Source organism: Colwellia sp. F1, from assembly GCF_056238625.1.
In genome coordinates this window covers 1-21,607 of record NZ_JBWDLI010000021.1, presented here as the reverse complement: position 1 = coordinate 21,607, position 21,607 = coordinate 1, and the positions used below count along the sequence as shown (strand labels likewise).

The window sequence follows — 21,607 nt, the reverse complement described above, 5'->3', positions numbered from 1 at the left end:
CTTCTTTTTTTTAAATACTTACTTGTATTTTATATCAATAATAATAGCATCGATACATGTCTTTTTTAACACAGATAACTCGACTTTTTACAAAAAAGCAACCAGAACAATTGGTTGGAATTTCTTTGCAGCAAGAGTCCATCTTGCTATGTGCTTTACCTGCGCCGAGCGAAGTTGAACCACTTGATGGTGAAGTAATTGAAAACACTAACTTTAAACAGGTAAGTGTTCAAGGTGGAGATTTCTCAGCTGCCATCACCGAAGTGCAAGCTGCTGTAAATTTAGCGGGGCAGTGCTATCTCGCACTTAACGGCCAGCAAGCACAAGTAGTACAAGTAGACAAGCCCAATGTGCCAATAACAGAGATTAATAGCGCATTAAAGTGGCAAATAAAAGATCTGGTTAATGTGGCGCCTGATAATATGGTGCTCGACTACTTTGACGGTCCTTTGTTAGCGGGCGGCAAAGAAAAAATTAATGTTGTATGCTCACCTATAAACGAGCTTAAAAAAATAGTGAGTGCAGTCAACCAAGAAGGGTTAGCAGTGGTGAATATTACTATTGCTGAGTTTGCTTTTGCCAACTTATTGCCAGTGCAAAATGATGCTTGCTTACTGGTATGTCAGCAACCGAATGAAGAAATAGTCTTGTTAATTGTTAAACAAGGAAAACTCTATTTTCATCGCCGTTTACGAGGGTTTAGTCAAATTGCTAATAAAACTGAAGAGGAGTTAACGCTCAATATTGTTGATAATTTAGCATTAGAGGTTCAGCGTTCTTTTGACTATTTTGAACGACAGTTAAAGCAAGCGCCGGTGAAAGACATAAAAGTGTTGTTACCTATTGAGCGGGAAAGTTTTTTTGCAAGAAAACTGGCAGAAAGCTCTCATGTGCCAGTTAATTTATTGGCTTTGCCAGAGGCTTATCAAGCATATCGTCAGTATGCCTGTGCCATTGGCGCAACAATGACAGAGGGCTGTGTTGCTAAACAGTCTCAGGAGTCTGAATATGCCAGCTAATATGTCAGCAACCAGTCAATCAGACAATACGGCTAAGCTTAGAATCAATTTATTACAACCAGTGCTATTACCTGAAAAGGTTTTATTGACATTGCCCCGGGTAGTTGCTGTTTGGTTTTTAGTGCTTTTTGCGATGGCAGCTTGGGCATTGCAAACCCATTATTCGCAAAGTCGCCTTCAAGAGAGGCTTGCGGTGTTACAACAGCAAAGTAGCCAATATACCAACCAGGTTAATACATTCACAGCGCAGTTAGCGGCACGTAAAGTTGATAGCCAACTTACAGATGAGCTTGCGAAAATTAAACTGTTAATAAATAATGGTCAGGCATTACATGAAAAACTCACTAACCCTAATAAAACCTATGTTGCAGGGTTCGCTAGTGCGATGAACGATCTGGCGAATTTACACCACCAAGAAATTCGTTTGGAGGCGATAAATATTAATAATGATAATATGACTTTTTCAGGTGTGGCTTATACGCCAGAGGCAGTGCCTACTTGGTTATCTGGTTTTGAAAACGCAGCTTTTTTATCGGGTAAATCATTCTCTCACCTTGCACTTTCTCAAAATGAGCAAAATATGATTCAATTTACCGTTAGCTCAAAAGATGAAGAGGTGGCTGTTAATGAATAAACAATGGCAATACTACAGCGAGCAATACCTTACATTAACTCGTCGTGAACAAGCGCTGATTTTTTTAACGGGATTAGTGGCATTGTTTTTTATCACCTTCTATCTATTTATCGATGCTCAAATAGTTGAAAGTAGGCAGGCTAAGCAAGAGATTGTACGGTTACAGTCAAGCAATCAATCGTCAAAAGCTACTGTGTTGGAGATGCAGGCAGCTTTGCAGAGAGACCCAAATGAAGATATTAGAAATAAAATTGCTCAGTATCAAATGAAACTGGCTAAAGTAGATGAGAAATTATTAGCCTTAACCAATGATCTTATTACACCGGTACAAATGCGTTATGCCTTATTAGATTTATTAAAACTTGAGCAGGGTGTGTCGTTATTATCATTCGAACTTTTGGAAGTTGAGCCGTTACTTTTTACTACATCTTCAGACGAAAAATCTGGTAATTCAGCATTTGATGGTGACTTGCCACAAGTTACAGCAAACTCTCCACTTAATCTCTATCGTCATGGTTTTAAAATAAAGCTTTCTGGTAGCTTTTTCGCTTTACAACAATACTTGTCAGCACTTGAGCAGCTGTCTTGGAAATTTTTTTGGCAAGACTTCGACTTTCAAGCTAAAGAATACCCTAATAGTGAATTACAAATAAAAATGTATAGCTTAGGTACTAAAAAGGAGTTCGTCGGTGTTTAAATTTAGCCCAGTGCTTTTTATCTTGCCTTTTGTTGTGTTAGCGCCAGAGTCGGCCATTGCAGCAAAGGTTGACCCTACACGCCCTTTTAATCATAAGGTAACAACGGGTAAAACAAGCGAAGAAGCGATGGTGCTTGCGTCAATTATTCATGGAAACGGTATAAAAACAGCCATTATTAACGGCAAAACCTTAAAAGAGCTAGATTACATTGGCGAGTATCAATTAATAGCTATTAACAATAGAAGCGTTATCTTAAATAGTGCTACAAAGCGTATTGAGTTGTCTATTTTTAAAGATAATGTGGTTAAAATAAAAGACATGCAATAGATAGTAAACAGAAAATAAAACAAGCAGCATAAAAATTCGTATTTACGCAGAGTCTGGCACTCAAAAATCCTGAGCGAGATAATCTTGAATTGAGTAGCCCTGAAATAAAATAATAAAGATAAATTACCTTATGAAAAAGACAAAATTTAAAATAGCCCTTTCTACCTTGTTATTTGCATTTGCTGGCTGTCAAAGTGTCCCAGATGCGCCTGCTGACATGAAAGAAAGCTTAGACCAAGCAATCGATGCCACAAAAACATTAAATGAACCAAAGCCTTTAGCGCAAGTACCAAACTCCGTTCAGCAAGAATTAATGCAGCAAAGTATGGGGTTAGCAAAACAAGGCTTGTTGGCCGAGAAAAGCCTTGAAATTGCGACTACCGCGGTTGAAGCGAAAGATTTTTTTACCGCCATTGTTGAAGGCTCAGCTTATAGTGTAGCTATACACCCTGAAGTCAGTGGTTTAATTACCTTAAACTTAAAAGGGGTGACCTTAACAGAGGTGATGGAAGTTGTTGAAGATATTTATGGCTACGATATTCGAATAAATGGAAATGTTATTCAGGTGTACCCAGCAGGGATTCGTACTGAAACTATGGCATTAAACTATTTATTTTTGAAACGAATGGGGACTTCTAGCACGAGTATTAATTCTGGTGGTGTTTCGGAAAATGATCCTAATAACAATGGGAATAGCAGTAATAGTAATAGCAACAACCGAAATAGTGGGAATCAAAATAGTGGCGGCCAAAATGGTCAAAATGGGCAGGGTAACAGTGGTATTAATATATACACAGAAAATGCCTCTGACTTTTGGCTCGAATTAAAAGAAACATTAACCGCTTTTGTCGGTACCGAAGGAGGGCGCTCTGTTATTATTTCACCGCAAGCTGGTTTAGTAACTGTCCGCGGGCTACCCGAAGAAATTGCTGCCGTAAAAAAGTTTATTGCTGACACTGAAGCACACTTGCACCGACAAGTCATTATTGAAGCAAAAATCATGGAAGTTACCTTAAGTGATGATTACCAACAAGGTGTGCATTGGAATGAAGTCTTAGGCAGTTTAGGGAAAACCAACTTAACCTTTAGCAGTACTGGCAATATCAATGGTAGCGCTATATCAAGTAGTATTGGAGGGGCAACCTCATTAAGTTTTACAGGGCCAGACTTTAGTGGCGTGATAGACTTATTACAAACACAAGGCAATGTGCAAGTTTTATCAAGCCCAAGAATTACCGTGACTAATAATCAAAAAGCGGTGATCAAGGTGGGTGAAGATGAGTACTTTGTTACCGATGTTTCCAGTACAACGACAACAGGTACTTCAACCACAACAACACCGGAAGTAGAGCTAACACCATTTTTCTCAGGTATAGCGTTAGATGTAACTCCGCAAATAGACAAAGATGGTAGTGTTGTGTTGCATGTACATCCATCAGTGACGGCAACGGGGGAGCAAAATAAAACAATTCAAATTGGGGCAGAAGAATTAATCCTTCCTTTAGCGCAAAGTCGTGTGCGTGAATCTGACACTATTATTCGAGCAAAGTCTGGTGAAATAGTCGTTATAGGTGGTTTAATAGAAACTTACACTATAGATAAAGAGTCAAAAACACCATTGTTCGGCGATATCCCTTTGCTTGGAGGCTTGTTTAGAAGCAAAAGTGAAAGCACACAAAAGCGAGAGTTAATTATCTTACTCAAGCCCGTAGTTATTGGTCAGGATACTTGGCAGACGCAATTACAGGATGCGCGTTTGCTGTTAAAAAAATGGTTTCCAGAAGAAACAACTGTGTCAGAAGAAAGCAGCACACAAGAACAGTAGCCGCTGATATAGTCAGTAGCGGATAAGCAGTAAGCCAGTAATATAGACAGTAAATATAGATAAGCATTTATGTACTTGTACCATTTTGGTTTAACAGAACTACCTTTTACACTGACGCCCAATACTAATTTTTTTTTAGCGCTTGAGCCTCATAATGAGGCCTTGGCGGTGCTAATGACAGCACTTAAAGCAGGCGAGGGCTTTATTAAGGTGATTGGTGAGGTGGGCACAGGTAAAACCTTACTTTGCCGTAAGTTACTGAATGAAATACCAGCGCACTTTGTGACGGCCTATATCCCTAACCCTTATTTAAACCCTGATGAGTTAAGGCGGGCGGTTGCACTTGAGCTAGGGGTTAAACAAGCGCAGCGTATGTCAGTGCAATTACTAACGCAGCGCATTCAAAATCGTTTACTCGAGCTGCATGGTCAAGGGCATTCCGTTGTACTAATTTTAGATGAAGCACAAGCGCTACCCGCGAGCAGTTTAGAAGCCCTGCGTCTATTCACTAACTTAGAAACCGAAACACGTAAGTTATTGCAGGTGGTCTTATTTGCCCAGCCGGAACTAGATCAGCGCTTAGCACAAACTGAGTTTAGACAGTTATATCAAAGAATTACTTTTTCATACCAATTAAGAACTATGCGACATAGTGAAGTAGAGCAGTATATAGATCACAGATTACGGGTCGCTGGCTATAAAGGAACGGCATTGTTTTCAACTGCATTGTGTAAAAAAATAACGAAAGCGAGCCAAGGAGTCCCCCGCTTGGTGAATGTGTTATGTCATAAAATGTTAATGCTTAGCTACGGACAAGGGGGCTATCAAATCACTCAAAAGCAACTTAATGCAGCAATACAAGATACAGAAAGTATTCACCGCCAGTGCGGTAAGAATAACCGCACTCACTTTGCTAATGCTTTTAAATATATAGCGGCGGTTGGGGGGAGCTTGTTGGTGAGTGTTACACTGTACTTTGTTTATTCTTTTTATGTTTCAGGGGCATTATAGTGAGTGTTATTAACCAAATGTTAAAGGATCTAGAGCAGCGAACACCAGAGCAGGGTCAGGTAACACCGACTGCTATGACGCCCTCTAATGGCTTAACTGTGAAATTTGTCTTTATTATTGTGCTAGTTTTACTTGGCTTAAATGGGCTTGGAGTTTATATTTGGCATTTACAATCACGGGTGTCAGCAAGTGAGGCGCAGCAAGAAAAACTCATGCATGCTGTCAATGTAGCGCAGGGGCATGAGTTGTCAGGCTCGTCAATGAAATCGGCGCAAAAAAATCAACAAAAAAACCAACCGCTAGCCCAGCAAAAAAATCAACAAGAAAGCCTAGAACAGACTGTCAATGAAACAGCACCGCTAGCAAAGAAAAGAGCAGTAGGCGAACCTTTATCAACAGAAAAGCCTATTTCAGCACCAATTACAGAATCTGTCTCTGAATTAGCATCTCTCTCTGAATTAACACCAGCACCTTTATCAGCGCCTGTACCTGCAACAGAGCCTGAACCAACAGCGAGAAAAGTTGAGCCAGACAACACCAGTAAAATGTCTATTTCTCGCCATCAATTAACTTCGCAAGCGCTGGTAGCACAAAAGCTAACCAGAGCTGAAAAGCTGGTTAACCTCAATGAAATATTTAAAGCAGAGCAGTTATTTGAAGAAGTGTTAATTATTGAACCACACCACAAGCAGGCCAGAAAAAAACTGGCGGCATTATGGTTTGGTCGACACGCTTACCAAGCGGCAATTAATTTATTAGCGCAAGGCATCACCCTTGATAGCCAAGACAGCGAATTACGTGTAATGAAGGCGAAAATTCACCTCCAGCAAGGACAAGTGCAAGCGGCTTATAATACATTGATACCCTTACCTTTACTTGAAGATGAAGCGTATCAATTAATGCTAGCAAATACCGCTCAACAAATTGAACAGTATTCAGCCGCTATTAGTGCTTATCAAATGCTGGTGAAAATGCAACCGTATATTGGTCGTTGGCATTTAGGTTTAGCGATTGTTTATGACAAAACGAGTCAGTTTTCATTGGCAGCCAGTGAATATGCAATCGCATTAAGCAAAACTGATTTATCGGCATCATCAGCTAAGTTCGCTCAACAGCGTATGCAGGCGTTAGGAGAATAAAAAATATGGCAGCACCAAAATTAAAAATGCGTTTAGGTGATTTGTTAGTTCATGAGAACATTATTACTGACGAACAGCTAATGCAGGCACTTAATAGCCAGAAGTCAACAGGAAGAAAGCTAGGCGATACCCTGATTGAGCTAAAATACTTATCTGAGCGACAATTATTAGAATTTTTAGCACAACAACTCGGGTTGCCATTTTTAGACATTAGCCAACGCAGAATTCCCACCGAAAGCGCTAATTTATTATCAGAGGTGCATGCGAGGCGATTACGAGCACTAATTATTGAAGATAAAGGTGACTCGGTTGTTGTGGGGATGAGCGACCCTGCCGACTTAAATGCCATTGACCAACTCGAGCAAACCCTGGCGCCAAAACGGCTTGAATTGGCCGTAGTTATGGACTCACAGTTGTTTGAAGCGTTTGACGGACTGTATCGGCGTACTGCTGAAATAGAAACCTTTGCTAGTCAATTAGAGGAGGAATATCAAGAGTCGTCAAGCTTTGATATATCAACCTCTTTTATTGATGAAACAGGTGATGCAACCGTAGGCAAATTATTGCAGTCTGTTTTTGAAGATGCGGTGCAAATGCGCGCTTCAGATATCCATATTGAACCGGATGAGAATCAATTACGCATTCGTCAGCGTATTGACGGTGTTCTTCAGGAAAGCGTCTTAAAAGAAAGTAAAATAGCCTCGGCGATGGTGTTACGTTTAAAGCTGATGGCAGGGTTAGATATATCAGAGAAACGCATACCACAAGATGGTCGTTTTCACTTAACTATATCAGGTCATAGTATTGATGTTCGTATGTCGACTATGCCAGTACAGCATGGCGAGTCGGTGGTGATGCGTTTGCTTGACCAATCGGCCGGGTTACTCTCATTTGCGCAAACGGGTATGCCAGAAGACTTTGTTAAACGGGTTCGTCACCAAATAACACGCCCTCATGGTATGGTCTTGGTTACTGGGCCAACAGGCAGTGGTAAAACAACCACCTTGTATGCAGCATTAAGTGAACTCAATGAAGCAAGTAAAAAAATAATAACCGTTGAAGACCCAGTAGAGTATCGCTTGCCACGTATTAACCAAGTGCAAGTTAACCCTAAAATAGGCTTAACTTTTTCAACGGTTTTACGCACCGCACTGCGCCAAGACCCCGATATTATGATGGTGGGCGAAATGCGTGACCAAGAAACCGTTGAAATTGGCTTGCGAGGCGCTTTAACGGGCCACTTGGTTTTGTCTACTCTGCATACTAACGATGCCATTACCAGTGCGCTGCGCTTAATCGATATGGGCGCGGCGGGCTTTTTGGTAGGCAGTTCCTTACGTGCCATTATTGCACAACGGCTAGTACGCCGCGTTTGCGATAGTTGTGAAGAAGTATATACACCAGATCCGCAAGAGTTATTATGGCTAACCAACCTTGTTGGTGAAAGGGCAGAAACAACACAGTTTGTTCAAGGTAAAGGTTGTCAAAGTTGTCAGTATACAGGTTATAAGGGCCGTGTTGGTGTGTTTGAGTTGTTAGAAATGAATGAACCCATGATGTCGGCACTTAAGCGGGATGATTCAGAGGCTTTTACCCAACTTTCTAAAGAAAACCCTAGTTTTACCCCACTAGCTTTCGCCGCCTTTGAGTATGCTTCACAAGGGATCACCACAGTAGAAGAAGTATTACGGTTAGTAGAAACGGTCGATGTTACTTAAAAAGTCATCATCAAATTGTAGGTCGGCATTTATGCCGTCAAAAGGCTTCGCCATTAGGCAAGCAGAATGACTGATGGGCTTATCGGTAATTGCGCTTACATTACGCTACCACCGCCATCCTTAGCGGCAAAGCTCAGCCTACAAAAAGCTGACAGTTCTTCATACGGCTCTACTTTTGAAAAGTCATAGAGAGGCGATTATTCCTTCATAAGAATAATTCGCTCAAGCAAAGAGGCAATCAATTAATCATGGCATCATTTAAATATATTGGTCGTAATAATCATGGCCACCAAGTTAAAGGTACCTTAGAAGCGAATAATACTTCGGCGGTAGCTGAGCAATTATTGCGTAAGAATATTACCCCTATCTCAATATTAGCGGCAGAAAAAAACAAAGCAGAGGGTGTTGCGGGTAAAGATGTAGCGGAAATATTTGGTTTTGCTCGTGTCTCTCTCGATGAGCTGATTATTTTCTCAAGGCAAATGTATGCCTTAATGCGCTCTGGTGTCCCTATTTTACGGGCAATCAATGGCATGGCTGAGGCCAGCACGTCAAACACCTTAAAAAGCGCCTTAGTCGATATTGGCAATCAATTAGAGGGCGGGCACACCTTATCATCTGCGTTAAATCATCACCCTAAAATTTTTGCACCTTTATTTGTATCACTCGTTCATGTTGGCGAAAATACCGGGCAATTAGAAGAGTCTTTTTTAAAACTAACCACTTATTTAGAGCGAGAACAAGCCACAAAGAAGCGCATTAAAACCGCATTAAGGTATCCAAGCATGGTATTGATTGCGCTTGGGGCGGCATTGGTTATTTTAAACATTTTTGTTATTCCAACGTTTGCTGATATGTTTTCCAAACTAGGTGCAGACCTCCCACTAGCAACTAAATTTTTAATTACGAGCTCAAGCTTATTTTTAAATTATTGGCCTTATATGCTGGTTGCTTGTATTGGCGCATACTTTTTACTTAGAACGTCACTTAAAACTGAAAAAGGCCGTTATCAATGGGACAAAAGAAAAATAAAACTCCCTATTATTGGTAGTATTATTGAACGCTCTATCTTGGCGCGCTTCTCTCATAGCTTCGGCATTATTTTAACGTCAGGCATTCCAATGACGACAGGGTTAACTTTAGTGGCCGACGCTGTTGATAATAGTTTTATGCAAGAGAAAATTGTAGCAATGCGTTCAAGCATTGAAAGTGGCGATAGTTTATTGCGTTCAGCTATTTCAAGTGCGTTATTTACACCATTGGTTTTACAAATGATAGCCGTTGGCGAAGAAACAGGGCGAGTAGATGAATTACTAAAAGAAGTGGGTGACTACTATGAACGAGAAGTTGATTACGACTTAAGTACGCTTACCGCTAGAATTGAACCACTTCTGTTAGTTTGTGTTGCGGCTATGGTGTTGGTGCTTGCGTTAGGTATATTTACCCCTATGTGGGATATGGCATCAGCTATGCAGGGTAAATAAAGATCGTATTTTTACAAGGGTTAAGGAAATGACATCTAATAGTGAAAAACAGGATAAGTCACTGGCAGAGTTTGTTGTAGTTATTGCCTTAGTGGGCATAATGATGGCTGCATTTATTCGTTATTATCTTAAAAATGAGTCGCAGTTTACGCATGCCGGTTTGGCTGCAATAGCACAAACATTTAATACCAAAGTGACAGCAGTGCATGCATAATGGTTGATGGAGCAAAAGCCGGCCGTTGTTTACTTAGCTGCTTTTAATACCAAAGAAAAGCAAGGAATATCGGTTAATAAGGCAGGGTGGATAGATGTACAGCAAGCGTTATTGCCATGCGAAGCTATTTGGCTGTTGGTGTTAGAGTCTCCAATAAATACCATGAAATTTCCCGTTAGTGCGCTGGAGGTGCATACAACACAGAAAAACCATGGACAAAGAGCGTGTCGTTACGTTACACCTGATGGTCGTTATTTTCAATATAACCGCACCACAGGCAGAATAAGTAATATAAATAAGTTAAAATAATATTTTTTGATAGATTTTTGTTTTAAAGTACAATTAATGTGATTAATGAGTGACTTAATAAATAAATCACTGCTACAATTAAAATAATGTAATAGCTGGATATTATGAACAAAGAGGTTAGTATGAAAAAAAGCGTGGCTATGAAAAAAACATCAGGTTTCACCTTAATAGAACTTGTGATTGTCGTTGTGATACTAGGCTTTTTAGCAGTCACTGCTATTCCTAAGTTTATTGACTTAACTGAGCAAGCAAAACAAGCTAATATTGAAGGCATGGCTGGTGGTTTTGCTACGGGTATTTCATTAGCTAGATCGCAATGGGAAGCAGAAGGGCGCCCTAAAGTGGGTACGCAAAACAGTATTAATTATGACGGTGCTACTTTAGTGTTAACAACAGAAACAAGCACTATTCGCCCTGGTTATGTTGTGGGATTAACGGGCGGCGAAGACTTAACCGCTGCTAACTTTAACGCAGATAACTGTGTTGAAATATGGGAGAATATACTGCAACAACCCCCAAGAATTACCAGTGATTTAACCACCTTAAATGGTGAAGAGTCGATAAAGTACTTTGCCAGCAAAACAGGTACAGGTGCAGGAGCAACATGTCATTATTATTTAAAAGAAAGCTTAAACCGTGCGACAAATGGCAACTATACTAATCCTGGTACATCAACCACAATAGGTAATAGCTTTACCTATCAGCCGGCAAACAGTGCTGTCACTGTGTATGTAAATAATAATTAATATTGAATATAAATTTAAAGTCAGGTCAAAATATGAAGCAATTCACTAAACATTTGAGTAAACAAAATATGAATAAACAAAACATGAATAAACAAAAAGGTTTCACCTTAATTGAACTCGTTGTAGTTATTGTTATTTTAGGTATTTTAGCGGTAACGGCTGCGCCTAAGTTTATTAATGTACAAGATGACGCACGCACCGCGACGTTACAAGCGGTTAAGGCGTCAATGCAAAGTGCTGCTACTATGGTTTATAGTAAGTCATTGATTAAGGGTAAAGAAGCATCAGCTGCTGGAACAGTGGAAGTTAATGGTACGAATATAGCGATAGCTTATGGCTATCCAATTTCGGCAGATGATACGATTACCGCGGAGGTTACTTGGAAAGCATTATTAGATGTGCCTGATTTTGATATCCTTATCGATGATACCTCATCCACTGTCATTATTGCCCCACAGGATTTATACGATACTGCAGCAGCAGCAATTACGGCTTCTAGTAAGTGTACAGTGACATATACAGAAGCAACATCTACAAATTTACCAACATATACAGTTAAAGGTTGCGAATGATTTAAATAACGTTAGTACACTTATATCGTATAATTAAGGGGAGCATTGCTCTCCTTTTTTGACTAAGAAACATGAATATAGTGTTATGACTAAAAGCCAAGCTGGTTTTACCCTCATAGAATTAGTCACCGTCATTATTCTCATTGGTATACTGGCGGTTGCGGTGCTGCCTAAATTTGACGGCACAGCCAGTTATGAAGCGCATACCCATCGTGCACAACTTATTTCCGCCCTGCGCTTAACCCAGCAGCGTGCCATGCAGCAAACTAATCATAGCGATAATTATTGCCACCAGATTGTTTTTGATGACAATGTTAACGTGTCACGGTATGGCGTTCCGAATAGAGTCAATTGCGCTATCACCACGTTTCCAAATAATTGGACACCTGACGCGACTGGTTTTCAAGTGGAAGATAGATATCAAGTTACTTTTGCCATACAGGGGAAAACTAGCCCTAGTGCCATTACCTTTGATAGTATGGGGCGTCCTATTGAAAATAAAAATACCGCGATTGGTAGTTGTAATAACGGCTGTATTATTAATGTGCAAACAAGCGTTGAAGCACTGCAAATAAAGATTGAGCCAGAAGGGTATATTCATGCCATTTAATTCATATCCCCACGCCTATGCTAACGCACTCACTCGCTCACCAGATCACTCACGTGGTTTTACCTTGGTTGAAATTATTGTCGGTATTGTCATACTATCGATTTCACTGTCAATTATTTCAACGCTTATTGTGCCAGCAGAGCAAAAAAGTGCCGATCAAATACTGCAAGTAAAAGCGGCTGAGTTAGGTCAAAGTTTATTAAACGATATTAGCTCCCGTGCGTTTGATCACAATTCAGACAAAGCAGGCGGCAGAGTGCGTTGTGGTGAATTAACTCTAGGCGCAGAAGCTTGTACTTTAGAGGCGAATTTTGGCCCTGACGACGGTGAAACAAGCCGAGACTTATATGATGATGTTGATGACTTTAATAGCTATACATTAACCAAAAATGCGCAAGATGGTGAGTTGCATTCAGGTTATGATAACTTTAAAGTGGCAGTGGCGGTAAGTTACGATGGTAAATCACTTGGCTTTAGCGATAATATGAGGGCTAAACGTATTACTGTCACCGTTACCACGCCATTAGGCACAGAAGTTCAATTTGCTACGCATAAGGCTAACTTTTAATGAATAGCCTAATTGCAAAATACTCTGTAGATAATAAAAACAGTAACAACAAGCACTCTTACAAAAAAATTGATGAATTAGGTTTTACCCTGCTTGAACTGGTTGTTGTTATTGTTATTTTAGGGGTAATGTCAGTGGGCATAGCGGGCTTTATTACATTAAGCACACAAACGTATTTGAACGTTACCGAGCGAGACGAAGTGTTAGCCAATGCCAGATTTGTGGTTGAAAGACTAAATAGAGAAGTTCGCAATGCTGTGCCCAACAGTATTAGAGTGAAAGACTTTGCCACAATGCAATGTATTGAATTTGTGCCGATAAAAGCCAGTACAATCTATATTGATATTCCCGTTACACCAGAAAGCCCAAGATCTGATGTTAAAGTAATTCCTTTTACAGATAAAAATAATAATCCGTATGAATGTGATAATACCTGTTCCGATCAAGTGATCGTTTATCCTTTAGCCCCTAACGAGGTTTATAATAATTATAATGATGCTAGCGGCAAAGTGTTTAATATAGGTGATTTTTCCCCGTCCTTACCTACCAGTAAAGATGAAATATGGACTATACCCATTAAAAACGGCGCAGTTACCTTTGAACAAGACTCACCAACAAAGCGTTTATATATCGTCAATCAGCAGGTGAACTTTTGCCTTTCGAGTGGCAAGTTATATCGATATAATAACGCTATTGGTAGCGCGCAACAATTTCCACCAGCGCCTAATATTAGTATAATGGCGGAGCACCTTGCGCCGCTTGACACAAATAATTTACCCTTTAGCGTTTTACCAGCAACATTAACCAGGAATGCTATAGTGCAAATTAACCTGCATTTTATGCGTGATGGTGAAGATTATGTCTTTAATAATGATATTCACATTAATAACACGCCTTAGTCTGTGATTACCGGTGTTTTTAAGTACATTTTGTTGCATAGCAAATGACTTAGCGTTACCTTTAATCTTTATCTACTCTTTTATTCTAGCTGTATAATGTTGATATTATCCCGACAAAGAAAGCAAGCTATTCAATGTGATATGCCAAAGCAAAATGGCAGCGCATTGGTTATGGCACTTTTCGTGATGGTTATTCTTATTTTGCTTGGTGGTGCCTTAATGCGGGTGTTATCAACAAGCAGTGAAACCATTGCACAAGAAGTGATTGGCACGCGCGCTTATATGGCGGCGAACTCTGCAATGCAGGCTGAAATATCTAAACTGTTTCCATTAAATAATGCTGCTCCTGTGTGTGACGCTAATTTCAACCAAGACTTCTCTACATCAGGCACTAATGTTGATGGCTTATTTCATTGTCGCGCGACCACCACATGTGAAAACTATGCGACCGACCCAGTCACTAACGAGCAGTTTTATCGCTTAACAAGCACAGGAACATGCGGTAGTGGTGTCATTGAAGCTGAGGGCGGCAATAGTGTGATCAGTAGTAGAACGATTCAAGTAGAGGCGAGGGAGTTAAAATGAAACTACGATTGATGTTACTTATCGTCTTATTTTTTTCTGCTATTTACCACGCTCACGCTGAGCAATGCTCGGCTGTGTTTCCTGATGGCTTACAGAATCATAGTAATGGCGGAGAGATTATTTTTAGAAATGGTTCACAACTAATAAACAGCCCCGATAATATCTTAGCGTCAAAAAAATCTATTGATGATGGCTCAGGTTCGGGTGTTAATAGCTGCGATAGTGCAAACTGCACACACTCAGGAAGTAGCGCTGTAAAAGTTAATTATAATTACTTTCCAGGGGGGGCTGATGTTGAAGTTTCTTATCAGCAAACGGTAACACTTGCCCCAGGTCATTATGACGATATAGAGTTAAAGTCTAATGCCACACTGAACCTAAACCCCGGTGATTACCATCTCAGTGGTGAGTTGGAGGTTGGGAGCTCAAGTAAAATAAATATTCTAGGCACGGGTGTTGTTAGGTTGTTTGTGAAAGAAAACGTCGAATTTAACTATTCTACCAAAATCAATCATGGCGGTGATGCAACAAGACTATTAATTTACTCAGCAGATGATATTGAAGTTGGATCAAACTCACAGGTAACAGCATTTATTTATAGTAAAAAAGAAGTAGAATTGAAAAGTCAGGCTGCTGTTAACGGTGCCATTAGTGCAGGTCAAAAGCTAGAGCTAATAAGCGCTTCAACGGTTAACTTTGTATATACAGAACCCGATTTTGGTGATTTTTGTAGTGGCACTAAAGCGCAGCCAATCGCCAGCTATCGTTTTGATGAAACTGAATACGCAGACACACCGAATGAAATAATTGACAGTATTGGAGGCTTTCATGGGCAGGCTAAAAACAGCCAACCAATAGAAGGTAAAGTCTGTAATGCAATTGATTTAAGTGAATCAGGGATAAGCGATTACGCTATTTTAAATCAGGATACACTCACGGGAAAAACCGACTTTAGTATTTCGTTATGGGCTAAAACCAGCAAAAACTCAAACCAGAGCTTTTTATCAGGTGCTGGCGCAAGTAATAATGAATTACTTATGTGGTTTACCAAGGGGACTAACTTCTCCCCCTTTTTAAAAGACAGTGCGAATGGCGATATTAGCACGACATCTATTGCTGACGATGATTGGCATCATATTGTTTGGACACGAGCAGGCAGCCAAAGCTGCTTAACGGTAGACAAAGTGCTGCAAGGTTGTGTTACCCAAACTACCTTGCCTTTGAGTATACAAAGTTTAATTTTGGGGCAAGAGCAAGATAGCATTGGCGGTGGCTTTGTAGCATCACAAGCCTTTGATGGTTTGGTTGATGAATTGTTAATTTTTGATGGGGCTATTACTGCTTCAGATATAAATACTATTTATGACAACCAAGACGCAGGCCTTAATTATGATGGCAGTGTGCGTGGTGCCTGTCCTGTTTCACCCCCACCTACACCTGTGTTAGATTTACGTTTTGATGAAACAAGCTGGACAGCCGCTAATACCATAATGGACAGCAGTGGTAATGATTACCATGCTAACGCAGTTAATGTCACACCCACACTCTCGACGGAAGGTGCTATTTGTCGAGCGGCAGATTTATCAGCGCCTGGCATCAATGATTATATTGCCTTAGACAGTAACGCGTTGAATGACAGTAGTAACTTGACCATATCATTATGGTATAAAACCCAAAAAACAGGGCCGCAAAGTCTTATCTCAGGCGCTAATGCCTCGGTTTTTAATGAATTGATTTTTTGGTTTAGTAATAACACCCTATTTAGCCCGCATATAAAAAACGGTGAGCGTGCTATTACCACAAATAACATCTCAGATAATGTATGGCACCACTTAGTATGGACACGCTCAGGAAGTAAAAATTTATTTTACCGTGATGGTGTGCTACAAGGAAGCAGTGCAACGTTAGCTAGTGGGAAGCTCAATATTACCAGCCTTATTCTTGGGCAAGAGCAAGATTCGCTTGGCGGTAGTTTTGACGAGACACAAGCCGTAGAGGGCTTGGTTGACGAACTCTTAATTTATGATAAAGCCTTAAGTGCAAACCAAGTAGCTGAGGTTTATAACTATCAAAAAGCGGGCTTAAATTTTGACGGCTCGGTGAGGGACTGTCCCCCAGAGCCTGTTGCCATACTCAAGATGCAATTTGATGAAGCCTCGTGGTCTGGTGCCGCAGGTGAGGTTATTGATGAAACAGGAAGCTTTAATGGTCAATCAATAAACGGTGCTAATACCGCTCGATTAACCCCTGCTATTGTTGGTAACCCTGGCACTTGTGGTTACGGCACCTTCGACGGCGTGAATGACTATGTGGCATTACCTAACTCCTTTGCTAATCAACAAGGTAGCTTTACGATTACCGCATGGATAAACCCCAGTAATTTACACTCTGGATCTAGAATTTTCGCTGATGATGAAAATAATTCGCAAGGCTATGCGCTGAGTTTAGGCGACCCAGGCACGGGTAAACTGCGGTTTTATTCTCGTGGCGTCAACCCTGTTTCAGTGGATACGCTTAACAGTGTTATTCCTGCTAATACATGGACTTTTGTTGCGGCGGTGCATAACAGCGAAAGCAAAACCCGAGAGATTTATGTTAATGGCGTAGCACAAACAGTCACAGGGGGCGGAATTAGCCATACCTATACCGGAAACTGGGGCGTTGATGCAGGTATTGCCACTATTGGCGGTGAGTCTGATTCAGGCGAAACAGCTAATAGGTTTACAGGGGCAATTGATGAAGTGCGCATGTATCAGGGCGCGTTAACTCAATCAGAGCTTATTGATATTCAAAATGAAACTCATGCTTGTGAAGAAGTGATTGACCATTTTGAAATTACTCACGATGGCCAAGGGCTAACCTGCGAAGCTGAAAGTATTATGATAAAAGCTTGCGCTGACGCTACTTGCTCTACATTAATAGACAGTGCAACGGGGGTGAACCTATTAGTTGATGGTGTGTTTGATCAAGCGATTACTTTTTCTGGTGGCAGTGCAGTAACTCAGTTCTCATATACTGAGGTTGGTGCGGCAACGTTAAGTATAGACCAAGCCTATACTTGTAAAAATGGAGTATCTACCAGCTGTGATGTGGTTTTTGCCGAGTCAGGTTTTGCCTTTTATTCTGATAATGAAGGTAGACCAATTCCTATGCAATTATCAGGAAAACCTTCTAATACCGGTTTTCTTGCCAGTACATTAAAGGTGCAAGCGATTGAAAAAAACTCGGTGACCGGTGCCTGCCAAGCCGCACTGGTCAATACGACAGCCATTGAAATGGCAGCTACTTGCGTTGACCCAATCGCTTGTGCTGGCAATAATGTTGCTATTAATAATCTAAGTACCACCACAAATATCGCTACTTTAAATAGCGGCTCTGTATTGAGTTATAGCCCAGTTTCCTTGGATTTTGGTGATAATACTGTGGACAGTGGACCCTTTATTTTAACTTACGCTGACGCAGGTAAAATTCAATTACATGCGCGCTACAATATCCCTGATGAAAATGGCGAGCCTTCTGGTAATTTTATGCTTGGCTCTTCAAATAATTTTGTCGTACGCCCGCTAGGTTTTTATGTTGACGTAGTGGATAACCCAAAAGCACAAACTGCAACAGATGATAAATTTATTGCCGCAGGTGACGACTTCACGACCATTTTAACAGCGGTTCAGTGGCAAGCTGAAGATGACAACAACAACGATGGCATCCCTGATTTTGGCGCTAATTTATCTAATAACCCGGCAACCATCAACTTTGGTAATGAAATAACGCCAGAAAAAGCGACCATAACAACTAGCCTGTATGCCCCACTAGCTGGTGCAGAAGGAAACTTAACGAATGCCAACGTTGACAACTTTATTGAAGGTGTGGCCACCAATAATATGACTTACAGCGAAGTAGGTATAGTGAACTTTGCGGTTAACTTAACCAGTAATAGTTATTTAGGCGCAGGCGATGTTACAGGAAGTGAGCCTTACGTTGGTCGTTTTATACCGCATCATTTTGATGTAGCTATAACAAACAACTCATTTGGTAATACCTGTACCACAGGCGCGACAGACTTTACTTATATTGGTCAGCCATTCACTTATTTTAATCCCCCTGAATTACTCATAACCGCTAAAAATGCTGATGGTATAACCACAAGAAATTACACTGAAACAGGCTATCAAAAACTAGCTTATAGTGATATTAAACGTACTTTTCCTCTTGTAGATAATAGTAAAAATGGGCTAGATCTAACCGATAACAGCATTGTTGATCCCCCTAAAATGGCTGTCTCGCCAACTTTTTCTGAGGATACCGCTATGTTAGATTCACTCAATTTAGGGGTGATGAAATATACTTTTAAATCGACAGATACATTTTCTTATACAAAAAATGCTAACTCACAAGTTGACCCTTTTACTATGGATTACGGTATTGTGATCGACTCAATACAAGACTCTGATGGTGTGAATGCTAGTGTGTCTTTGGCAGATGACATACCTTCCTCAAATACTGTTTCGCCCACAGGGGTAGACCTTCGTTTTGGTCGTTGGAATATTGACAATGCTTTTGGTCCTGAAACCAGTGATTTACCGATATCTATGGCTATTCAATATTGGGACGGCAGCAAATTCTTAACTAATACACTTGATAATAACTGTACTACTTTTGATGGAGATGATGTTGATAACTATTCATTAACCTTAAATGATTTAAACGAGCCTTTATCAGGCATTGATTTAACGCCTATTTCTGATAATGGCAACTTTATACTCGGTTTAGCGGAATTGCAAATAGGTAAACCGAATGATGGCTCTCGAGGGCAAATTCGCTTAACTTACGATGCTGCACCTGCTTGGCTTCTGTATAATTGGCACTGGGATGGCGTTAGCACAAAAACATTTACTGACAAACCAAGCGCGGTCGCCACCTTTGGCCTATTTCGCGGCAACGACCGCATCATTTATCAGCGAGAAATATATCACTAGTGTTTATGCGGCTTAAAAACTGTTTTGGTCATTTAATCAATAGGTAGGCGGCATAATCGTCCAGATACTTTACGCTAAGTCAATCAATATTAGCTCGCTTTGTTGAGTTTGCGATAGACTATGTAACAAAAAGGTAAATAATGTTTCTTACTTGTGAGTTAAAAGTGTTTTTTCTTGGGTGGGCTTTTATTTAGGTACTTTGAGTAAACTAAAACGGTGTTTCTGTCATGTTCTTTTACATCCGTTAAAACCAATAGTAATATTTTTTCTTTTCTTGCTGAAATCTAAGGGATTTTATCTGTTGGCACTAATATTGCTTTATCTCTATTAGTAAGATATACCTAGTATATAGAATTAAATTTTGACCCTTTTTGGGCTTAAGGAAGTAGTATGAGTTCTAAAATTATAAATGTATTGTCCGTTTGTTTATTTGTGCTTGCACTTGGTGTGGCAGGAAAAGCAAATGCCGGTTTAATTATTGGTGAGTTATATGAGGATACGAATGAATCAGGGCTTTTTTGGGAATATGTTGGTCATTATGATTTAGCTTCTGGGCCTAAGTGGAATGATGCGAATGGCGACCTTGTTACAGGCGACTTTGCTAAGCCTTATAATGGTTTAGAGGCTGCGGCATTTATTTTTCAAGATAGTAGTAGCACCTTTGCTATTTCAGCTTTTGCTGATCGTTTATTTGTTGATTCCGCTCAAGCGCATGTAGGTGCAGCCATCGTTAATCATAAGGCATGGTACGACGGTAATCTTTTTAGTCTAACAATCCTCGAAGAAGACCTGACAGCCGATGCAAATGGTGATGAACTCTACGACCAGTTTGCTGATTATTCTGCATGGATTAATGATCGTGCCGTTTTAGGTCAAAATATAAATTACGTCTTTAAATCTGTTGTCACACCTGTTCCAGAGCCTTCAACACTCGCTATTTTTGCGCTGGCGCTACTTAGCTTAACCGCTCGTTCTTTCAGTAAAATTAAGTAGTGTTTATTGAGTTGTTGTTGAGCTAAGGCGGTATCGTTCGGTACCGCTATTATTGTTTACGGCTACGGCATGACTGTAAAAACTTGTAATAACTTTCTATTTATTAACCTTACCCATATTATTGACATTATGAGCTAATTAGCCCATAAGAGGTTAATACATAAAATCTTTATGAGTTTTTTGTTTGTTGCCTTATTGTCTCTCCACTTCAGTTTATATATCTTAGAGTCAATGAGGTAAGCCAAATTATTAGGAAGGTTGTCATGGAAAACTATACTACCCCAGCAAATGCAAAAATTATCAATGTTACTGGCGATGTTCATCAGAATTTGGCAGTCGGTACACTGGTAAAGGTTGGTGATATTATTGAACAAGGCGCTGTTCTAACTTTGAACAAAGATAGTGAAGTTACGCTAGCCTTTGCAGATGGAAGCCAGCAAAGGGTATACAGTATTGTAGGTGAGGGAAATACTGTCCAAATTGAAGTAATTGCTAGCAATACTGAGGCGCTAAACACTGCTAACGATCTAAATGACCTCCAAGATGAAATTGCCGCAATTCAAGACTTAATTGCTGCTGGAGATGACGCAGATCTTCCAGAAACTGCAGCTGGAGGTATTGTTGCTAATGAAGGCACCAGCTTTGTTACAGTAAATAGGACGGGTGACGAAACACTAGCGCAGGCTGGGTATGATACGGTAGAGCAAAATGGCTTATCTCCTTTACCGGTTAATTTTATACTGAATAATAATGATCAGCAAACCCAAGCTACAGAGCCAGAGCAGCCACCAACAGAGCAACCGCCAGCAGAGCAACCGCCAGCAGAGCAACCGCCAGCAGAGCAGCCGCCAGCAGAGCAGCCGCCAGCAGAGCAACCGCCAGCAGAGCAGCCACCAGCAGAGCAGCCACCAGCAGAGCAGCCGCCAGCAGAGCAGCCACCAGCAGAGCAGCCGCCAGCAGAGCAGCCGCCAGCAGAGCAGCCACCAGCAGAGCAACCGCCAGCAGAGCAACCGCCAGCAGAGCAACCGCCAGCAGAGCAGCCGCCAGCAGAGCAGCCGCCAGCAGAGCAGCCGCCAGCAGAGCAGCCGCCAGCAGAGCAGCCACCAGCAGAGCAGCCGCCAGTTGAGCCACCCATTGAGCCGCCAATATCGGATATTGTTGATGGCGATGAAGTGGTCTCAACCCCTGAAGATACTACCCTAAACGGTAACGTGCTAGATAACGCTGCCAGTCCAGACGGCCCATTAACGGTTACTGGCTTTATGATTGCGGGGGTTACT

At 40.8% G+C, this 21,607-nt stretch carries 21 protein-coding genes; all 21 read left to right on the top strand.

Features of this window, described 5'->3' with window-relative positions; translation table 11 throughout:
• Nucleotides 1-56: 56 nt before the first annotated feature.
• Nucleotides 57-1,019, top strand: a complete 963-nt coding sequence (locus AC0UA9_RS15910) for an MSHA biogenesis protein MshI (RefSeq protein WP_475661503.1) — start codon at nucleotides 57-59, stop codon at nucleotides 1,017-1,019.
• A complete protein-coding gene (locus AC0UA9_RS15905) occupies nucleotides 1,009-1,653 on the top strand; it encodes a PilN domain-containing protein (protein WP_475661502.1) in 645 nt (214 codons plus the stop codon). Before AC0UA9_RS15910 ends, AC0UA9_RS15905 begins: the two co-directional genes overlap by 11 nt.
• On the top strand, nucleotides 1,646-2,350 hold the full coding sequence (locus tag AC0UA9_RS15900; protein ID WP_475661501.1) for a hypothetical protein: 705 nt from the start codon (nucleotides 1,646-1,648) through the stop codon (nucleotides 2,348-2,350). The genes AC0UA9_RS15905 and AC0UA9_RS15900 overlap by 8 nt, the downstream gene beginning before the upstream one ends.
• Nucleotides 2,343-2,678, top strand: coding sequence for a hypothetical protein (locus tag AC0UA9_RS15895; RefSeq protein WP_475661500.1), 336 nt, complete (start codon nucleotides 2,343-2,345; stop codon nucleotides 2,676-2,678). The genes AC0UA9_RS15900 and AC0UA9_RS15895 overlap by 8 nt, the downstream gene beginning before the upstream one ends.
• Before the next feature lie 130 nt (nucleotides 2,679-2,808).
• Entirely contained in the window at nucleotides 2,809-4,503 is a 1,695-nt protein-coding gene (gene mshL / locus AC0UA9_RS15890; RefSeq protein ID WP_475661498.1) for a pilus (MSHA type) biogenesis protein MshL, read from the top strand.
• Between the two features lie 69 nt (nucleotides 4,504-4,572).
• A complete protein-coding gene (locus AC0UA9_RS15885; RefSeq protein ID WP_475661496.1) occupies nucleotides 4,573-5,514 on the top strand; it encodes an ExeA family protein in 942 nt (313 codons plus the stop codon).
• Nucleotides 5,514-6,653 carry a tetratricopeptide repeat protein gene (locus tag AC0UA9_RS15880; protein ID WP_475661494.1) on the top strand — a complete coding sequence of 380 codons (1,140 nt, stop codon included), beginning with the start codon at nucleotides 5,514-5,516 and terminating at the stop codon, nucleotides 6,651-6,653. The genes AC0UA9_RS15885 and AC0UA9_RS15880 overlap by 1 nt, the downstream gene beginning before the upstream one ends.
• Nucleotides 6,654-6,658: 5 nt before the next feature.
• A complete protein-coding gene (locus AC0UA9_RS15875; RefSeq protein WP_475661491.1) occupies nucleotides 6,659-8,371 on the top strand; it encodes a GspE/PulE family protein in 1,713 nt (570 codons plus the stop codon).
• Between the two features lie 66 nt (nucleotides 8,372-8,437).
• Nucleotides 8,438-8,560, top strand: coding sequence for a hypothetical protein (locus tag AC0UA9_RS15870; protein ID WP_475661490.1), 123 nt, complete (start codon nucleotides 8,438-8,440; stop codon nucleotides 8,558-8,560).
• A gap of 59 nt (nucleotides 8,561-8,619) precedes the next feature.
• Nucleotides 8,620-9,855 carry a type II secretion system F family protein gene (locus AC0UA9_RS15865; protein ID WP_475661489.1) on the top strand — a complete coding sequence of 412 codons (1,236 nt, stop codon included), beginning with the start codon at nucleotides 8,620-8,622 and terminating at the stop codon, nucleotides 9,853-9,855.
• Nucleotides 9,856-9,883: 28 nt separating this feature from the next.
• Nucleotides 9,884-10,069, top strand: a complete 186-nt coding sequence (locus AC0UA9_RS15860) for a hypothetical protein (protein ID WP_475661488.1) — start codon at nucleotides 9,884-9,886, stop codon at nucleotides 10,067-10,069.
• Nucleotides 10,070-10,075: 6 nt separating this feature from the next.
• A complete protein-coding gene (locus AC0UA9_RS15855; RefSeq protein WP_475661487.1) occupies nucleotides 10,076-10,378 on the top strand; it encodes a hypothetical protein in 303 nt (100 codons plus the stop codon).
• A 122-nt stretch (nucleotides 10,379-10,500) separates the two neighbouring features.
• Nucleotides 10,501-11,124, top strand: coding sequence for a type II secretion system protein (locus AC0UA9_RS15850; protein ID WP_475661485.1), 624 nt, complete (start codon nucleotides 10,501-10,503; stop codon nucleotides 11,122-11,124).
• Nucleotides 11,125-11,192: 68 nt separating this feature from the next.
• Nucleotides 11,193-11,696 (top strand): prepilin-type N-terminal cleavage/methylation domain-containing protein, encoded by a 504-nt coding sequence (locus tag AC0UA9_RS15845; protein WP_475661484.1) that lies wholly within the window; start codon nucleotides 11,193-11,195, stop codon nucleotides 11,694-11,696.
• A gap of 85 nt (nucleotides 11,697-11,781) precedes the next feature.
• Nucleotides 11,782-12,306, top strand: a complete 525-nt coding sequence (locus AC0UA9_RS15840; protein ID WP_475661482.1) for a prepilin-type N-terminal cleavage/methylation domain-containing protein — start codon at nucleotides 11,782-11,784, stop codon at nucleotides 12,304-12,306.
• On the top strand, nucleotides 12,296-12,874 hold the full coding sequence (locus AC0UA9_RS15835; protein ID WP_475661481.1) for a prepilin-type N-terminal cleavage/methylation domain-containing protein: 579 nt from the start codon (nucleotides 12,296-12,298) through the stop codon (nucleotides 12,872-12,874). The genes AC0UA9_RS15840 and AC0UA9_RS15835 overlap by 11 nt, the downstream gene beginning before the upstream one ends.
• Nucleotides 12,874-13,773 carry a prepilin-type N-terminal cleavage/methylation domain-containing protein gene (locus AC0UA9_RS15830; RefSeq protein ID WP_475661478.1) on the top strand — a complete coding sequence of 300 codons (900 nt, stop codon included), beginning with the start codon at nucleotides 12,874-12,876 and terminating at the stop codon, nucleotides 13,771-13,773. The genes AC0UA9_RS15835 and AC0UA9_RS15830 overlap by 1 nt, the downstream gene beginning before the upstream one ends.
• 96 nt (nucleotides 13,774-13,869) lie before the next feature.
• Nucleotides 13,870-14,358 carry a hypothetical protein gene (locus AC0UA9_RS15825; RefSeq protein WP_475661475.1) on the top strand — a complete coding sequence of 163 codons (489 nt, stop codon included), beginning with the start codon at nucleotides 13,870-13,872 and terminating at the stop codon, nucleotides 14,356-14,358.
• On the top strand, nucleotides 14,355-19,334 hold the full coding sequence (locus tag AC0UA9_RS15820; protein WP_475661474.1) for a DUF6701 domain-containing protein: 4,980 nt from the start codon (nucleotides 14,355-14,357) through the stop codon (nucleotides 19,332-19,334). The genes AC0UA9_RS15825 and AC0UA9_RS15820 overlap by 4 nt, the downstream gene beginning before the upstream one ends.
• A gap of 390 nt (nucleotides 19,335-19,724) precedes the next feature.
• Nucleotides 19,725-20,327, top strand: a complete 603-nt coding sequence (locus AC0UA9_RS15815) for a PEP-CTERM sorting domain-containing protein (RefSeq protein ID WP_475661472.1) — start codon at nucleotides 19,725-19,727, stop codon at nucleotides 20,325-20,327.
• Between the two features lie 263 nt (nucleotides 20,328-20,590).
• Nucleotides 20,591-21,607 (top strand): retention module-containing protein (locus tag AC0UA9_RS15810; RefSeq protein WP_475661471.1); only part of this gene is annotated, 1,017 nt, incomplete at its 3' end.